Below are 14824 nucleotides of genomic sequence, written 5' to 3'. Positions count from 1 at the left end.
AAAAGCCAGCCCGCACAGGCGGACTGGCAAAGGAAGGCCGGCATCCCGGAGACTACCGGTGAGGCGGACCGGCCTTCAGACCAGCAGTCAATCAGGAACGCTCGTTCCAGGTGTCCTTGTGAATGATGTTGCCGTCCTTGTACGACCAGGTGATCGTCTCGTAGCGCAGTTCGACCTCCTCCAGGTGATTGTGCTTCTCGTAGTCCGGATCCTTGATGTCGAGCATCTTCGGACGCACGGCGACCACCTTCACGTTATCGAGCTTCGTGTTGAAGTACTCCTTCTCCTTGCCCGCGTCGTCGATCTTGTACCACCTGATTTCAGCGGACTTGAGGGTCTGGCCGCTCGTGACTGCCTTGTAGAGGTACCAGTTGCTGCTCGAGTACTTTACGTTCCCCGAGAAGTTCATGTTTGTCGACCTGCTCGGGCTCGACATCCAGGCGGTTCCCGCGTCCGCGACCTCGCTCGATGTCGAGGTCGTGCTCGAACGCCCGTATCCGGATGACATGCGCTTCACCGCGGAAAACATCCGCCTGTACTGCACGCCCGTCATCAATCTTTTCCCGGTGGGCGCCGATCCGGTGACGCTCACGCAGCACGAAACAGAATACCGGGTCCGCGCGCGTGCGGAACACGGCTCGCTTGTCGACATCTATTCCGTCGATGCGGTGGAGTATTTCGAGCGCGGCCGACGCTACGAATATGTGCCCTTCGCTGCGTTCCGTCATCGCGGCGGCATGCTGCGTCACGACATGCCGGAACGGTATTACCACACCCGCATGCGGCGCGGTCCGTCCGGGCGGTTCGACACCTGGATCGTGCTTGGCGGACACGCCTGGGATCAGGCAACGACGCTGCCCACCGAGACACTGTCACTGTCGGTGACGGGCACCAACGGGATGCTGCCGCGCAAGGCGCTGCGCGAGGCGGGTATCACGCGCATGCGCGGCGGCTTTACGGGCATTGGCGCGGTGCGGAACCTGACGGCGCCGACCCTGCCGGTCTATCCGCCCACCGGCGACCGGTTCCAGTGGCGCGTGCTCTCGCATCTCGCGCCGAACTACCTGTCGCTGCTCGATGCGGAGATCCTGCGTGGCTCGCTCGCGCTCTACGACTGGACCGACGGCGAACTGAACAGCCGGCGCATCAACGCCATCACCGACGTGCGGCACCGGCCGCTCAGCAAACTCGTCAAGGGCGGGCTGCTGCGTGGCGTGGAGATCACCGTCACGCTCGATGCAGGCCGCTTTGCAGGCAGCGGGGATCTCGAGCTTTTCGGCAGCATGCTCAACCGGTTCCTCGGGCTGTACGCGACGATGAATCTCTACACGAAGCTCGTGATCGTGACCCAGCCCACCGGGCAGCGCATCGAATGGCCCGAAACAAAGGGCGAAGGGGCGCCATTTTGAACTCGCGCACCCTGCCGGCCGGCGCGCCGTCGCTGCTGCCAGCGATCCTCGGCGACGCGCCGCGGATGAACTTCATCCGCTTCTGTGAACTGATCGAGCTGGCCGCGCCCGATGCGCCGCCGCTCGGGACGACGGATTCGCCTGCCGCGGATCCCATCCGGTTCCGTTCGCGCGCGCAGCTGGGCTTTCCCGGGCGTGAAATCGATGCGGTGCGGTACGACACCGACGATCTGTCAGCGCGACCATCGGTGGTGACGACGTTTCTCGGACTTTACGGCGTCGACGCGCGCATGCCCGCGTATTTCGTCGATGTGGTAGCCCAGAACCGCGACGGGGCAGAGCGCCTGTCGGCGTTTCTCGACCTGTTCCACCACCGCGTCATCACACAGTACTACCGTGTCGCGCGTAAATACCGGTACCCGGTCGGCTTCAGGCGTGATGGCACGGACCCGGTGTCACGCTATCTGCTCAGCTTCGCCGGCTTCGGGTTCAGTACATCCCCGCGCCTCATCACGTCGGTGCCCAGGCTACCCGCGGCGGAGGAAAAGCCGCAGCCTTCCACCGCGCGTCAGCGACTGCTCGAGGTGGCCGACAAGCGCCGGCTGCTATCGATGCTCGCGCTCACCATGCAGAAAACACGCACGGCTGAAGGGCTGGCAGGGGTGCTGCGGCATGCCGTGCCGGACGCCTCGATCGCGGTTGAGGAATTCCACCCGGTGTGGCGGGAAGTCGACGACGTCGAGCCTGCCGCGCTCGGTGAGCAGTGTCTGCTCGGCCGCGGATTCTACGACCGGGCGAACACGGTGCGGGTCATCATCACGCCATCGTCGCGTGAAACGGTACTGGCGCTCGTGCCGGGACAACCGGCCCACCGCGAGGTCATGTCGCTGCTGCGGTTCTACCTGGGTTACGAAAGCGAAGCGGATCTTGAGATGCATGTGCGTGCCGGGCTCATGCCGCAACCCGTGCTCGAGCCGCGTCAGGCGAACCTGGGATTTACCGCGCAACTGGAAGCACCTGCCAGGTCCGGGGCTGGCGGTCCGGCGCGTATCACGCGCGTGCAGCTTGGCCGCTGGAATGGGGCGGGGGAGACAAACGCATGAAGGACAATCACAGGAAGAGGGGCATCCCCGCAATGGACGCAAGCATGAAACACGCGGCACACCGCACAGGCCTGGCGATCGCGATATTGTCGGCCGTGGCCACGGCTGGATGCGGCGTTGCGCAGGCGGTCGGCGACGGAACGGTGGATGCCGCGAAGTGGGCTTTCACCACACAGGTCAGGACGATGAACGTGGACCTCAAGGGACGTGCGTCGCTCAATACGGACGCCCAGGGGCGGTCGCTTTCCACGGTCGTGAGGTTCTACCAGCTCAGGGATGCAAAGACCTTTGAAAAACTGAGCTATTCGCAACTGCAGTCGGACGACCTGAACCGGCTCAAGGCGGATCTGCTCGCCACCCGGGACGTCGTGCTGCGTCCGGATGCGAGCGCAAGTATCGCCGAGCCGATGAATGAGGCGGCGCAGTTCGTGGGCGTCGTGGCGTTCTTCCGCGAGCCGGGCCAGGACGCGGTGTGGAAGCTCTCGATTCCGAAGAAGCAGTGGAAGAAGACCGATCCGGTGAAGATCGAGGTGAGGGGCAACGAACTGGTGCTGGACGGTGCGGATTCCGAACCCGTCAAACGCAACGCTCCGCAGCAGGCGGTGCCGGCAAGTCCGGTGCCGGCGGCGGCATTGGAGCCGCACGCCGGCGGATACAGGCGCGGCTGAATAGTGCGTAAGGATGACGCCTTTTCTGCTGCGGGACATTCCAGCGAATCCCTCACGAACGCGGTCAATGCCGGGTCGTCGACGTCCGAGAATGCCCGGTGACCGGTCGAGCTGCTCGAACCCTGCGGGCGTCGTCTTGGCGGCAGCGATATCTACATCGCGTTGTTCTTGCACTTCATTCCCTGCGGAGTGTGAGAGGCAATCCATCTTCTCGACCGCCCTGACAAAAAACGACTCCGACATCCAGTCGATCTCAAGATCGCGTCGAATCTTCAACGCGCGCATTTGCTCCGTACAGCAAAATTTAAGGTTGACGCTGTCCTGAGCGTCTGCTTACAATCCGTCCGTCTTCACAAACAGGGGCTAGTGCCTTGGACAGTTGCAGTAGTCAATTCTCGAACAGTTTGATTGCCTGACCGGCAGAACCTCCGCTAGCCTCATTCAGCCACCGTTCTGCCCGCAGGCAGATGGTGCGCGTCGCAGTAGTTTTCAGTACCGCTCCCGTTCACTCCATTTCAGCGCCGCTTCGGCACGCCAGATTGCGTCCGTCCGTAACGGGTGGTTGAACACACCACGGTCTTTGCGAAACTCACCCCGCTGCAGAAAGCGCGTGTCGTGAAGGCGCTTCAGGCAAACGGCCACACGGTCGGTTTCCTCGGTGACGGGATCAACGACGCGCCGGCGCTTCGTGATGCTGACGTCGGCATTTCGGTGGACACAGGGGCCGACATCGCGAAGGAAACCGCCGACATCATCTTGCTCGAAAAGAGCCTGATGGTGCTGGAAGAGGGGGTGATCAAGGGCCGCGAGACGTTCGGCAATATCCTGAAGTACCTGAACATGACGGCGAGCTCGAATTTCGGCAACGTGTTCTCGGTGCTGATCGCCTCCGCATTCCTGCCCTGGGAACCGATGCTGGCGATGCAATTGCTGATCCAGAACCTGATCTATGACCTCTCGCAGATGTTCCTGCCGTGGGACCGGATGCATCCCGATTTCGTGAAGAAGCCGCGCAAGTGGGATGCGGGCAATATCGGACGTTTCATGGTGTGGCTGGGACCGACGTCGTCGGTGTTCGATATCGTGACCTACGTGCTGATGTGGACAGTGTTCGGCGCCGGCGCGGCGTTCCACCTGCACGGCGGCGGTCAGAGCATCATGAATTCCGGCTGGTTCATCGAAGGTCTCGTCTCGCAGACACTCGTCGTCCACATGCTGCGCACGCGCAAGATTCCGTTTGTCCAGAGTACCGCGTCGCTGCCGGTGCTGCTGTCGACGTCGGTCGCTATCCTCGTGGGCTGCTGGTTGCCGTTTTCTCCGCTGGCCGGGGCATTGGGTTTTATTTCGCTGGATCACAGCTACTGGCTCTGGCTCGTCGCAACAATCCTCGGCTACATGATGCTGACGCAGGTTGTGAAGACGCTGTATATCCGCCGTTACGGGCAGTGGTATTGAAGCCGACCGCAACTGCGCATTGGATGGGGTTCAATGCCGTGCGCAATGGCTTCGGCCAGCCTTGAATCATGGTGCGTGAGCGCCGTCTGTTGATGGCGCTCACGATCACGCAGACCTCACGTCATATCGTGCGCACCCGCTCTTCGCCACGCACCATTGCGTGCAGCGCCGGATGCGCGCGACCTGTTCATTTTTTCTACCAGTTCACGACATGTCCGCAAAACAGAACAAGCTTTTCACCATTCCGTCCGCCACCGCCGCCACGCTCGCGTTCCTCGGCGCGAACGCCCACGCGCAGAGCAGCGTAACGCTGTATGGCGAACTTGATACGGGGCTCGCGTATGTGAGTAACGTCGGCGGCCACGCGCAGTACAAGGCCACCTCGGGGCTGATCGATGGCAGCTTCTGGGGCCTCGCGGGCACCGAGGATCTCGGTGGCGGCAACAAGGCGATCTTTCAACTGGAGCGCGGGTTTTCGGTGACGACGGGCGACGGCTTCAACGATCACCCGTACTACGTCGGCCTTCGCAACGAGACGTACGGCACGCTCAGGGTGGGTCACCAGTACGATTCGGTCCACGACTATTTCGCACCGTTCACGCTGACGGGCAGTGCGGGAGGCACGGCGTTCGCGCATCCGTTCGACAACGACAACGCCAACAACGCGTACCTCGCGCGCAATTCGGTCACGTATGCGAGCCCGTCGTTCGGCGGCTTCAGCTTCGGCGGCATGTACGCGTTTTCGAACGGTGCCGGTCAGTTCGCCAACAATCGCGCGTACAGCGTCGGCGCGAACTACCAGGGCGGGCCGTTCAACGCGGGCGCCGCTTACCTGCACGTGAACGGCCGCGGCAACACCGCGGGAGGTGCATATGACACCGTGAATCTACCCGGCTCGAATCGCGACGTATTCGACGCGAGCGTGCAGACGCAGAGCACGTATGGCGTCGGCGCAAGCTATGCGATCGGCGATTTTACGGTGGGTGCCGCGTGGTCCCGCTCGACCTATAGCGGTGTGACCGATGCCGGTTCCGGTTCAGCGGAGCCTTCGGTCGGCTTCAGCAACTATGAGATCAATGGCGTGTACCAGTGGACGCCGAAGGTGTCGCTTGCCAGCATGTACACCTATACGAAGGGCTCGGGTGCACACTGGCATCAGGGCGCGTTGCAGGCTGGCTACCAGCTTTCGAAGCGCACCGATACCTATCTGGAGACGGTGTATCAGCGCGCTTCATCTCGCGTCCCCGCCGTGATCAATACGTCCGATCCGTCGGCGGGCCGCAGCCAGTTGCTGGTCGCGGCCGGTATCCGTCATCGGTTATGAGCGCCCGTTCGTTTCGCGGGATGCGGCTGACGCGGGCGGGATGGAGCGAACGGGAGTGCAGGCTCCATCACGCCCGGCCTTCAGCAATGCCGTATGCCTGACCATTTGATCTTGAAAGACTTCAAAGGCGGGAGGCGGCCATTCCATCTATCTAGCTAAAAACGGACATTACCGAATAGCCACTACATTGTTTATGGGTGATAATTTGTCTTATGTCAAATATAGAAATGGGCGCCAAGGATTGGGGGCCGTCCCGTTTGTTTGCATAAACTTGTTTCCGTCTTTTGCAGAAATTTGTTCTTGGCGTATCGGGCCAACGGCCTGCCCTGTCCGCGCTTCGGCCATGGTCACGGCTTCGTTGGCTGCGGGAACAATATTATGCAACTGCGATTTGTACAATATTGTTCCCAGCTGGCTCATGGCTCCCGACCGCCCGCTGGCGGACGCGAACAACTTTACGCAAACCAACGGCAACAGCCCCCTACCAAAGGCTCAGCTTCTCCCACTTTGCACCGGCAAACTTAGGCGCGAGCGCTTTCATCGGCATTCAATTCGGCGCTTCACTTGGGGCCGACACGCTTCAAACGTTGGTATGGGGAACAACTTTCTGAAAGACCTCTTGAAGCAAACTTGTTCTCGAAGTCTCTGCCAGCCCCAAATCGACTATCCACTCGCGGGAACAAAATTGCGCGCACCAACGGCATTGGCCTCGGCCTTTCCACGATGGCAGATAGCGGAGCGGTCGAAGAAATGATCGTCATGACCGGCAACACCGACTTGATTCCGGCGCTCAGACTTGTTCGCTCCCGTGGTTTTCAAGTGTCAGGCGTAGCATTGCCAAATTACGCCATCATTGGCGAGCGGAGACGGCATCTCGACCTCTTCCGCTCCGTGGCCGCCTGGTAACCCTCACTCTCTGGCCGCTCCCACCAAAGATATAGGCCAAAGGGCGGCCAGCAAGCACATGCATCGTCCAGCAACATGCGAAATGGTGGGCGCGACGCTCGCCGCCCTCATCACGCAAACTCGCCCGATATCGCAGAACCGTCTCGTGCCTAAGCCAGAGCGGGCGACCAATAGACGCCCCACTACTCGGATTGGTTTGGAAGGTTCTTCGAAGTGGAAACTATCTGAATTCACTATGCCGCCACTGGCGGTTTGAATTCACCGAATGCAATAAATATGGCCGATTCCCCTCGAAGCGTTGCATTTTTTCCGACTCAGATCGAACATGCACCTCGAAGGAGATTTTCTGACCGCCCCCTGCCGGATGCGGGCGGCCGTAGCCGATCCGGCCCGGTGCTTCGAACTTCTCCGAAGCGGACGCATATGCGTTCGAGGCAACTTCATCGAAGATCGATTGCAGGAAACTGAATGCAGAGTCGTTCTGTTTCATCTGGCGTTCGCCGATGCAAAGGCGAATGCTCCTCGCGGATATGACTCGAATGGTGACCCGTCGGCACAGTACCCGAACTTGCCTACGACAGATTTATCATCGCCGTAGATTCTGGAAATTACTTCGCACATTCTTTTGGGGTGAAGATTGACGATTCCAAACGGCGGAGCGTTACTCTGGACGAGGCGTTGCATTAGAGTGAGTCGTCCTTTCTAGCGGCCCTTGAACTCGGGCGTTTTTTTCTCGACGAAGGCGCGCATGCCCTCCTTCTGGTCTTCCGTTGCGAACAGTGCGTGAAATGTTCGCCGCTCAAACAGGAGCCCTTCGCGCAAACCCAGTTCGAGGGCGCGATCGACCGCCTCGCGGGCGACCATGGCAGTCACCTTGCCGTACCCGGCGATCGTCGCGGCAGCGGCGAGCGTTTCTTCCATCAACCGATCGGCGGGAATCACGCGGGCGACGAGCCCCGCGCGCTCGGCCTCGTCGGCCGCCATCGTGCGTCCCGTCAGGATCATGTCCATCGCCTTCGCCTTGCCGATCAGTTTCGTCAGGCGTTGCGAGCCACCCATGCCCGGGATCACACCGAGCCTGATTTCAGGCTGGCCGAAGACTGCGGTTTCGGCGGCGAATATCATGTCGCACATCATCGCCAGTTCGCAGCCGCCACCGAGCGCAAAGCCCGATACGGCGGCAATCTTCGGCGTGCGTAGCGCCGCAAAGTTATCCCAGCCAGCGAAAAAATCCTCGTTGAACATGTCCATGTAGGATTTGCCCTGCATCTCCTTGATGTCCGCGCCTGCCGCAAAGACCTTCTCGGAACCCGTTAGCACGAAACAGCCCACCTGCGGATCGCGATCGAGCGTTTGCATCGCGCAGACAATCTCCTCCATCACTTCGGAACTCAATGCGTTCATCGCTTTGGGGCGGTTCAGCCGGATGACGGCGACCCGATCCCGGCGTTCGATCAGAATGGTCATGCGAACCTCTCAAGAAAAAAATGGATGATCTGCGTTGCACCAGACACGCCGTCACGATCAGGAGTCCCAGATCGCGCCGTAAGCGGGAATCCCCCGGCTTTCCATGCCGTAGACGACTGCATTCGTGAGTTTCTGGTTTGCAATGCAGATCACGGCCTCTGCATTGAACTGCGTGTAGGCAGCGTAGGCGAGTCGAACCATGTCGGGCTTGCCTTGCGTATCGGTATCCCAGATGATTGCGCCCGGCTCTGCCTGAAGAATCTCATCTAGCAGTGCGTCGCCATATGTCTCGCGAGGGCTCCTGGTCGACCAGACAAGCCGGGCTGGCACCCGTTTCGCCAGCAGATGGGGTAGCACCGGTCCAATGCCGCTGCCGGTCGCGACATAGACCACGCGGGTGAAAAGGGTTTCGATGTTGGCCACCCCGGCAGTGGGGATTCCTTTGACCCAGACGTGCGACGGCGCGTCGTCGATGAACGATCCGCTCCAGTCTCCGGCGCGGGAAACGATGAGGCGAAAGCCGTTCTCCCGAGGCGCGGGGATGTTGGCGAACGAATGCCATTCGAACAGAGGATGACGACTCACGGCGGTCGACGATCCGGGGAAAGGCGTGACGCCGTGGTCAAAGCGGACTATGGCGGCATGGGACGATGGCGTGTCGATCCTGACCGGCACCTTGCGCAGCCGCGTCCACGGAAGCGCAATGCTAGTCGTGAGGACAGCAAGCATCCACCATCCGGGCGACGAGAGCAGCGCGTGCGCGAGACCTGCGCCGCCTCGCTGGTCGTCGATGAACATGACGCTCTGCGTCCAGAACAGTAGTAGTGCGGCCCATCCACCGAAGCGGTGCGTCTTTTCAAAGCTGTTGTGGAAGCGGGCGCGAATGGCGGGCAGCGCCATCAGTACGATGACGAGCAGAATCGCGAGCAACGCATACGTCACCCAGACGATGCCGACCGACACGCCAGGCAATCCGTTCGCCAGATGGAACGTCAGGGAACCCGCGAAAACTGCGAACCAGACCGTTGCGGCCGCAGCACAGCCGCTGTGCAAGCCCCCGAAGTGATAGACCTTCGCGAGCGTCCACCGGATCGACAGCGGCCAGTGCGTCGGCGCCCGCGTCGCCAGCCAGAACAACAGATTGATCACGTACTGTTGACGGATCAGAATCGCGATCGAGAAATTCACCAGAACCAGATTTGAAATCGGGCCGAGCGCAATCCCGTTCCTCGTCCACCACATACCGCGTGTCACGCCAAACGCGAGAAACGCCAGGTTGATCGCTCCCACCAGACAGACGAGGCGGTGATAGTGCATCAAAGCCGGATGCCGCGCGAAGCGGCGCATGACGCCCTGTGGCATCGGCAGTTCAGCGTCGAGAGAACTTGCCGTCATGCTCTCACCTCGCAAAGCAGTGACTCCTCGACTGGACTGGCTTGCCGCTGCTGTTCTTCCAGTCGCTCGAGGGCAAGGTTCAGAAGTACGCGTTTGTCCACCTTGCCCCGACTGGTTAGTGGAAATGCGTCCATTGCGACGATCAGCGAAGGTGTGCAGTAGTACGGCAGCGCCGCTGCGACCATCTGACGCGCAACGTGAGTGTCGACAGAGCGGGGACAGACGAACGCGGCGAGATTCCGGCTGTCGAGCTTCAAGGCCACCGCATGCGTACACGACGGCACCGATTCGAGAACCGCGGACACAGAATCCAGCTCGACCCGAAAGCCGCGTATCTTGACTTGATCGTCCACCCTGCCCAGGTGCTCAAGCTCACCGTCCGGCGTCCAGCGGCCAAGGTCCCGGGTGCGGAACATCAACCGTCCGTTGCCAAGAAACGGATCGGCTGCGTAGCGCTCGGTGGTCAACTGGGCGTTGTGCAGATAGCCTGCAGTGACACAATCACCGCCTGCCCACATTTCGCCCACTTCGCCGATCGCACAGGGCTTGCGGTGCTCATCGAGGATATAGACCGTGTTGTTGGGTGTCGGCGTACCGATAGTGAGTCGCCCGGCCGACGGGTCATAACGCTGCACCGTATTGACGATGGTGGTCTCGGTCGGGCCGCAGGAATTGTGGAACGCGCAAAAGGCGGCCCATTTGTCCGCGAGCGGTTTCGGGCAGGGTTCGCCCGCGACCGCGACGACCTTGACGGTGCGGCACTGGTCGGCGTCCAGGGTGGCGAGGATTGACGGAGTCGAAATGATGACATCGACTTCCCTTGCAACCTGCGCGAAGCCTTCGCCGCGAATCACAAGCGTTGCGCCGTTTGCCAGTGAACCCAGGATTTCCCAGGCCGCCATGTCAAACCCGATGTTGAGCATCTGCGCCACCTTGACGCCGGGGCGCATCCCGAGAGATCCGGGTTCGGTCAGCAGGATGTTCGATACATTGCGATGTGTGACCTGCACCCCGTTCGGAACACCGGTCGTCCCGGATGTGAATAGAATGAAACACCGGTTGTCGGCATTGACATCAGTCGCGACGGAGAGAGGAGCCGCGATATCCAGGTTGTCAGCTGCAGGTTCGTCGACATATTCGTCGATTGCGATGCACACGTGTCCGTCAGGCACAGGGACCAGGTGCTTTAGCCGGCCGAGCGTCAGGATCACCTTCGCCGAAGTAACATCGATGATGTGGCGAAGCTGAGTCTGCGGAGCCACGCCAGCATCCTGTGGCACGTATGCAGCGCCAGCCTTCAGCACGGCAAGAATGCCGATTACCATCGATATCGAACGCTGCAGAAAGAGTGCGACCGCGTCGCCCGTCGATACGCCGTGACTGACCAATGTGGCAGCCAGACGATTCGCCTGATGGTTCAATTCGCCATACGTGATCCTGTTTCCAAGATGCTGCACGGCAATGGCGTCGGGCTGCGCCGCAGCGTATTGCTCGAAAGCGTGATGCACGCAAGCGTATCTGGCCTCGACGTCCGGACCCTTCCCGAACCATTCAAATAGCAATTGATCGGCTAGCGACAGGTTGCGTATTGCTTCCCTGTTAAACACTCGCGATGCTTCATACGCCGATACGTCGACAGATTCGGGGCGGTGTCCGGTTGCATTGGCAAAGCTGTCTGGCGTCGTATGCATAGTCAGGTTTCCATGGTTGCATTCGTGGAGGTCTTCGTTCCGGCGGCACGCCGATCAATGAGAACTGTCCGTAGGTGCTAACCAGCGATCCAGATGTTGCTGCAACGACAATTGTTGAGTATTCCGGGGACGGTTTTGGCGAGTCGATAGGAGCTGATGCAGGGCCTGTTTAGCCGCTGCCTGAAATTCAGCTTCCCTAGATTCCGCTCGATGAATGGACACATTTTCACACCCGGGCTTGCTCCATTGCTTAGCTCACACGATGGTTAGCCGCACGGCGGCGGACGGCAGTGCGATGGTCGATAAAGTCGGTCCATTTCTTCAGTGTTGGTGCGTGCATCAGACGATCCGCCGGCGCAACAGCCATGCTGCCTGGGCGAGAACGAAAGGGTTTGCTGCGGGCACGTCGCAGTGACCGGCACCGGTGCGTGCGCCAGCGGACCGGCATCGGTGCGTGCGCCAGCGGACCGGCATGGTGTGAGATCCGGGGCGCATCTGCCAGCAAGAGCGCAAGGCGACCGTAGCGCTGAAGGACGGTTTCGCGGTGCCGGTCATTCAACGATGGTCCATGAGGCGATGCTCGCGCTGGGCGTTGATCTGCAGCAGCCTTATCGCGGGATCGTGGGGATCGTGCGCGAGGTGCTCGTTCGGCCGATCCCTGTGGGCGCGTGCACGAGGTGCTGCAAGGGGACGTGCAGCAGACCGGCGCGATCCATCGCAACCAAAACGCTGATCATCTGGTACGGACAGGTGGAGACGTCTTGCCAGAAGAGGAGGCAGCACATCAAGCGCGGTCGGTGCGCTCCGCGGGCGCTGCGCAGACGCAGGCCGCTACTTCATATGCTCTTCGTCGTCGCCCTGTGCTGGTGACTGTGCGGCGGCCGCTGCGCGTACGGCGTCCGCGAAGCGCTGCAACGACGACAGCGAACCGCATACGCTGTGATATGTCTCCCGGCCGATCTTTGCATCGAGCAGCAACTGCATACCGACGTTCTTCGCGATTTCGATAATATCCATTGTCATCCCCTTCCCGTTTCGCGGCTTGGGCTAAAGCGACGTTCAGGCATCGGCGATGTCAGCGCCCTGTTCGCGGGCATCGGACTGCATTGCGCATGAAGGTCGTGCCGCGCCAGGTTTCGGCGCGCCCGTCTGCCCATCAGGTGGGCTGACGGACAGGACGGAATCCAGCCTGTAGCCGAGCGCATAGACGGTCTTCAGATTCAGTCCGGATGCGTGCGATAGGCGAAGCTTCTTGCGCAGTTTGTAGACGTGCTGCTCAATGGAGCGCGAGGCGACGTGCTCGCGTGAACCCCAGACGCTGCCGGCGATCTGCGCCCGGCTCAGAAACCTGCCTGGATTCGAGAAAAACAGCCAGGCTATCGTAAATTCGCGCGGCGTCAGCGGTATCTCCACGCCATCGAGAGCCACCAGGCCGACATCTTTTCGCAACACGTAGCTGCCCAGTTCAATGGTGTCGGCACTTGCCGCCCGATGTGTCTCGCGCTGAAGCACGACATGCGCGCGCAGACGCACCTGTTCCAGGTCGTAGCGGTAGGCCACATCCGTGGCGCCGGCGTTGATCCAGCCTAGCATTGCCGCCCAGTCCGGGAACGGCGTGAGGACGACCACCGGCGTGCCCACAGTCGCATCGCTGTTGCGCGATGACTGAAGCACGTCGAGTAACAGTGAACTGTTCTGTGCATCGATCAGCACGAGGTCATACATGGTCGCACGCGCTGCGCGCAGGAAATCCTGTCCAGCGCTGAATGGCTCGATCACAATCGGGTCGCTGGCAAAACATCCGGTCAGATCGCGGGTCAATACAGGGTCTTCGGTCACGAGGGCAAATCGCACTACATTGTCTCCAGTCGGCCTGGTCCTTGAGAAGTCTTAGACGCAGGCCGGTTCAATTGTTGGCTGACGGCGCAGTCTTCGCCGCTCCAGCATTCCCGGTCGGTTGGGACGCTCATTGATGTTCCCTGGACTTTTTCGTGCGACCAGCCGTTGTCGGCTGTCTGCCCCGTCGATCGCGCTTGCCGCGTGACCCTGCCTCGCATCGAGTCTCTGCTCCGTAGGTGCCATCCTGATCGATGCGGGATGCATCCCGGTAGAAAATAATTGAGCCTCCTGCTGGCGTCCCTCGCTGCACGCCGGGCGTGCCATCGCGTCGGTTCCATGAGGCGCGGCGCATCGCGCCAGAGATGTCAGCACATCCCTACCGGGGGTTGAGGGCGTACTGACAGTAGAAACCGCCTTTCCTGATCTGATATTTTTTGCCCGCAACAAGCAACTGTGCGATCTTTGCATTGCGTCGACCAGCGTGACGGCGCTCACCGGTTTTTCGCGTCGTTCGCGACTTTCTTCGCGCCCGACGTCACTTGCGGTCATCTTTCCAATTTCACGCACGACCTGATGTCACCTGCGCTGGCCGCGGTATCACCGCCGACTGCGCGCTTTCTCTGCCGCTTCACGCGGCGCGGCGAGTTCATGACACCACTGACGTTTGCTCCGGAATTCTTCCGTTTGCGTTTATCGGTTAGGATTGCACGACCCGATGGGATGCATTATGCATCGCACCGGGTCGTGCAGATGGCTGGACGCCCAGTCGGTCAGCGTCCCAATCCACCGGAACTGTGAACCAACGATATGGAGTTGCGGCGTGCTTTGCTCCTGACTTGCCGCAAGGCTGCCGGTTTGTCCGTAGGCCGGGTTCGATGGTGCTCGCTGTTCGTCACCTTCGCCGTGTTATCGTCGCCCGCCGCGGCTGCGAGCGATGACTGGCAGTTCGAGGCAGGTGTCACCACGAACAAGGTCACGCGCGGCATGGACATCGGCAACAGGCAGCCGTCCGTCAGCGCAGGGGCCAACTGGTATCCGGGCAACGGTTTCTTTGCGGGCGCGTCGGCTGCGTCGCTGCGCTCCGCCCGCCGCCCCACCAACGGCGCGGAAGTCGTCGTCAACGGCGGATATGGTTGGCGCCTGGCCGGCGACTGGAGCGCCCAGGCCATGCTCTCGCACTACCAGTTCATCCAGGGATCGCAGTCCTCGCGCTTCAACTACGACGAACTGGTGCTGACTGCGGGCTGGCGCGACTCCGTATTCGCATCCGTCGCGCTCTCGCCGAACACCGGCTTTGGGCCATCGCCGAGTTCGCGCGCCGTCGCCTACGATCTGGTCGGCCGCCTGCCGCTCGTGCACGGCTGGACCGCGACGGCCGGCATCGGTTACTACGATCTGCACTCGGTGCTCGGCATCGGCTACGTCTACGGCAACGTCGGACTGACTTACCAGTATCGCGCGTGGCAATTCGACGTGTCGTATATCGCCACCAACAACGAAGCCAAGGCGCACCTCGGACCGGGCGCGTCCAATCGCTGGATCGCCGATGCAATCTGGCATTTCTGAG

At 61.0% G+C, this 14824-nt stretch carries 11 protein-coding genes and 3 pseudogenes; 7 read left to right on the top strand and 7 right to left on the bottom strand.

Annotation, left to right across the window (positions count from 1 at the left end; translation table 11 throughout):
• Positions 1-91 precede the first annotated feature (91 nt).
• A pseudogene (gene tssD / locus ACOCG7_RS07160) lies at positions 92-379 on the bottom strand (type VI secretion system tube protein TssD); the annotation flags it as partial.
• Here tssD and tssF point away from each other — a divergent pair.
• The 6 genes and pseudogenes from tssF to ACOCG7_RS07130 form a co-directional block, all read left to right on the top strand.
• Positions 366-1409 (top strand): annotated as a pseudogene (tssF, locus tag ACOCG7_RS07155) (type VI secretion system baseplate subunit TssF); the annotation flags it as partial. The pseudogenes tssD and tssF overlap by 14 nt on opposite strands.
• Before the next feature lie 65 nt (positions 1410-1474).
• Positions 1475-2512 carry a type VI secretion system baseplate subunit TssG gene (tssG, locus tag ACOCG7_RS07150; RefSeq protein WP_421377584.1) on the top strand — a complete coding sequence of 346 codons (1038 nt, stop codon included), beginning with the start codon at positions 1475-1477 and terminating at the stop codon, positions 2510-2512.
• Positions 2513-2556: 44 nt separating this feature from the next.
• Positions 2557-3180, top strand: a complete 624-nt coding sequence (gene tssJ, locus ACOCG7_RS07145; protein WP_421377413.1) for a type VI secretion system lipoprotein TssJ — start codon at positions 2557-2559, stop codon at positions 3178-3180.
• 555 nt (positions 3181-3735) lie between these two features.
• Positions 3736-4635: pseudogene (locus ACOCG7_RS07140) on the top strand (HAD-IC family P-type ATPase); the annotation flags it as partial.
• A gap of 211 nt (positions 4636-4846) precedes the next feature.
• A complete protein-coding gene (locus ACOCG7_RS07135; RefSeq protein WP_421377411.1) occupies positions 4847-5959 on the top strand; it encodes a porin in 1113 nt (370 codons plus the stop codon).
• Between the two features lie 564 nt (positions 5960-6523).
• Positions 6524-6865, top strand: coding sequence for a hypothetical protein (locus ACOCG7_RS07130; RefSeq protein WP_421377409.1), 342 nt, complete (start codon positions 6524-6526; stop codon positions 6863-6865).
• A gap of 220 nt (positions 6866-7085) precedes the next feature.
• Here the strand turns inward: ACOCG7_RS07130 and ACOCG7_RS07125 are convergent, their stop codons facing one another.
• The 6 genes from ACOCG7_RS07125 to ACOCG7_RS07100 all read right to left on the bottom strand — a co-directional run bounded on the left by ACOCG7_RS07125 (position 7086) and on the right by ACOCG7_RS07100 (position 13272).
• The gene (locus tag ACOCG7_RS07125) at positions 7086-7355 is read right to left on the bottom strand and encodes a hypothetical protein (RefSeq protein ID WP_421377407.1); all 270 of its coding nucleotides are present in this window, start codon (positions 7353-7355) and stop codon (positions 7086-7088) included.
• A 212-nt stretch (positions 7356-7567) separates the two neighbouring features.
• Positions 7568-8332, bottom strand: a complete 765-nt coding sequence (locus ACOCG7_RS07120) for an enoyl-CoA hydratase (protein ID WP_114164558.1) — start codon at positions 8330-8332, stop codon at positions 7568-7570.
• 57 nt (positions 8333-8389) lie between these two features.
• Entirely contained in the window at positions 8390-9727 is a 1338-nt protein-coding gene (locus ACOCG7_RS07115) for a hypothetical protein (protein ID WP_154873692.1), read from the bottom strand.
• On the bottom strand, positions 9724-11418 hold the full coding sequence (locus tag ACOCG7_RS07110) for an amino acid adenylation domain-containing protein (RefSeq protein ID WP_421377405.1): 1695 nt from the start codon (positions 11416-11418) through the stop codon (positions 9724-9726). The genes ACOCG7_RS07115 and ACOCG7_RS07110 overlap by 4 nt, the downstream gene beginning before the upstream one ends.
• 831 nt (positions 11419-12249) lie before the next feature.
• Entirely contained in the window at positions 12250-12435 is a 186-nt protein-coding gene (locus ACOCG7_RS07105) for a hypothetical protein (protein WP_421377403.1), read from the bottom strand.
• Between the two features lie 42 nt (positions 12436-12477).
• A complete protein-coding gene (locus ACOCG7_RS07100; RefSeq protein WP_421377401.1) occupies positions 12478-13272 on the bottom strand; it encodes a winged helix-turn-helix domain-containing protein in 795 nt (264 codons plus the stop codon).
• 840 nt (positions 13273-14112) lie between these two features.
• On the opposite strand from ACOCG7_RS07100, the gene ACOCG7_RS07095 reads away from it, so the two are divergent.
• Positions 14113-14823 (top strand): TorF family putative porin, encoded by a 711-nt coding sequence (locus tag ACOCG7_RS07095; RefSeq protein WP_421377399.1) that lies wholly within the window; start codon positions 14113-14115, stop codon positions 14821-14823.
• Position 14824: the final 1 nt, after the last annotated feature.

The organism is Paraburkholderia sp. DD10, from assembly GCF_049177125.1.
Lineage (GTDB): Bacteria > Pseudomonadota > Gammaproteobacteria > Burkholderiales > Burkholderiaceae > Paraburkholderia > Paraburkholderia terricola.
Note: the sequence above shows the minus strand (reverse complement) of the source record. Positions and strands in the feature narration are given on the sequence as shown.

Excerpts from the sequence above, each read along its gene's own strand:
- tssG (WP_421377584.1), top strand. The coding sequence starts at position 1,475 with ATGAACTTCATCCGCTTCTGTGAACTGATCGAGCTGGCCGCGCCCGAT.
- tssJ (WP_421377413.1), top strand. The coding sequence starts at position 2,557 with ATGAAACACGCGGCACACCGCACAGGCCTGGCGATCGCGATATTGTCG.
- ACOCG7_RS07135 (WP_421377411.1), top strand. The coding sequence starts at position 4,847 with ATGTCCGCAAAACAGAACAAGCTTTTCACCATTCCGTCCGCCACCGCC.
- ACOCG7_RS07125 (WP_421377407.1), bottom strand. The coding sequence starts at position 7,355 with ATGAAACAGAACGACTCTGCATTCAGTTTCCTGCAATCGATCTTCGAT.
- ACOCG7_RS07120 (WP_114164558.1), bottom strand. The coding sequence starts at position 8,332 with ATGACCATTCTGATCGAACGCCGGGATCGGGTCGCCGTCATCCGGCTG.
- ACOCG7_RS07115 (WP_154873692.1), bottom strand. The coding sequence starts at position 9,727 with ATGACGGCAAGTTCTCTCGACGCTGAACTGCCGATGCCACAGGGCGTC.
- ACOCG7_RS07110 (WP_421377405.1), bottom strand. The coding sequence starts at position 11,418 with ATGCATACGACGCCAGACAGCTTTGCCAATGCAACCGGACACCGCCCC.
- ACOCG7_RS07105 (WP_421377403.1), bottom strand. The coding sequence starts at position 12,435 with ATGGATATTATCGAAATCGCGAAGAACGTCGGTATGCAGTTGCTGCTC.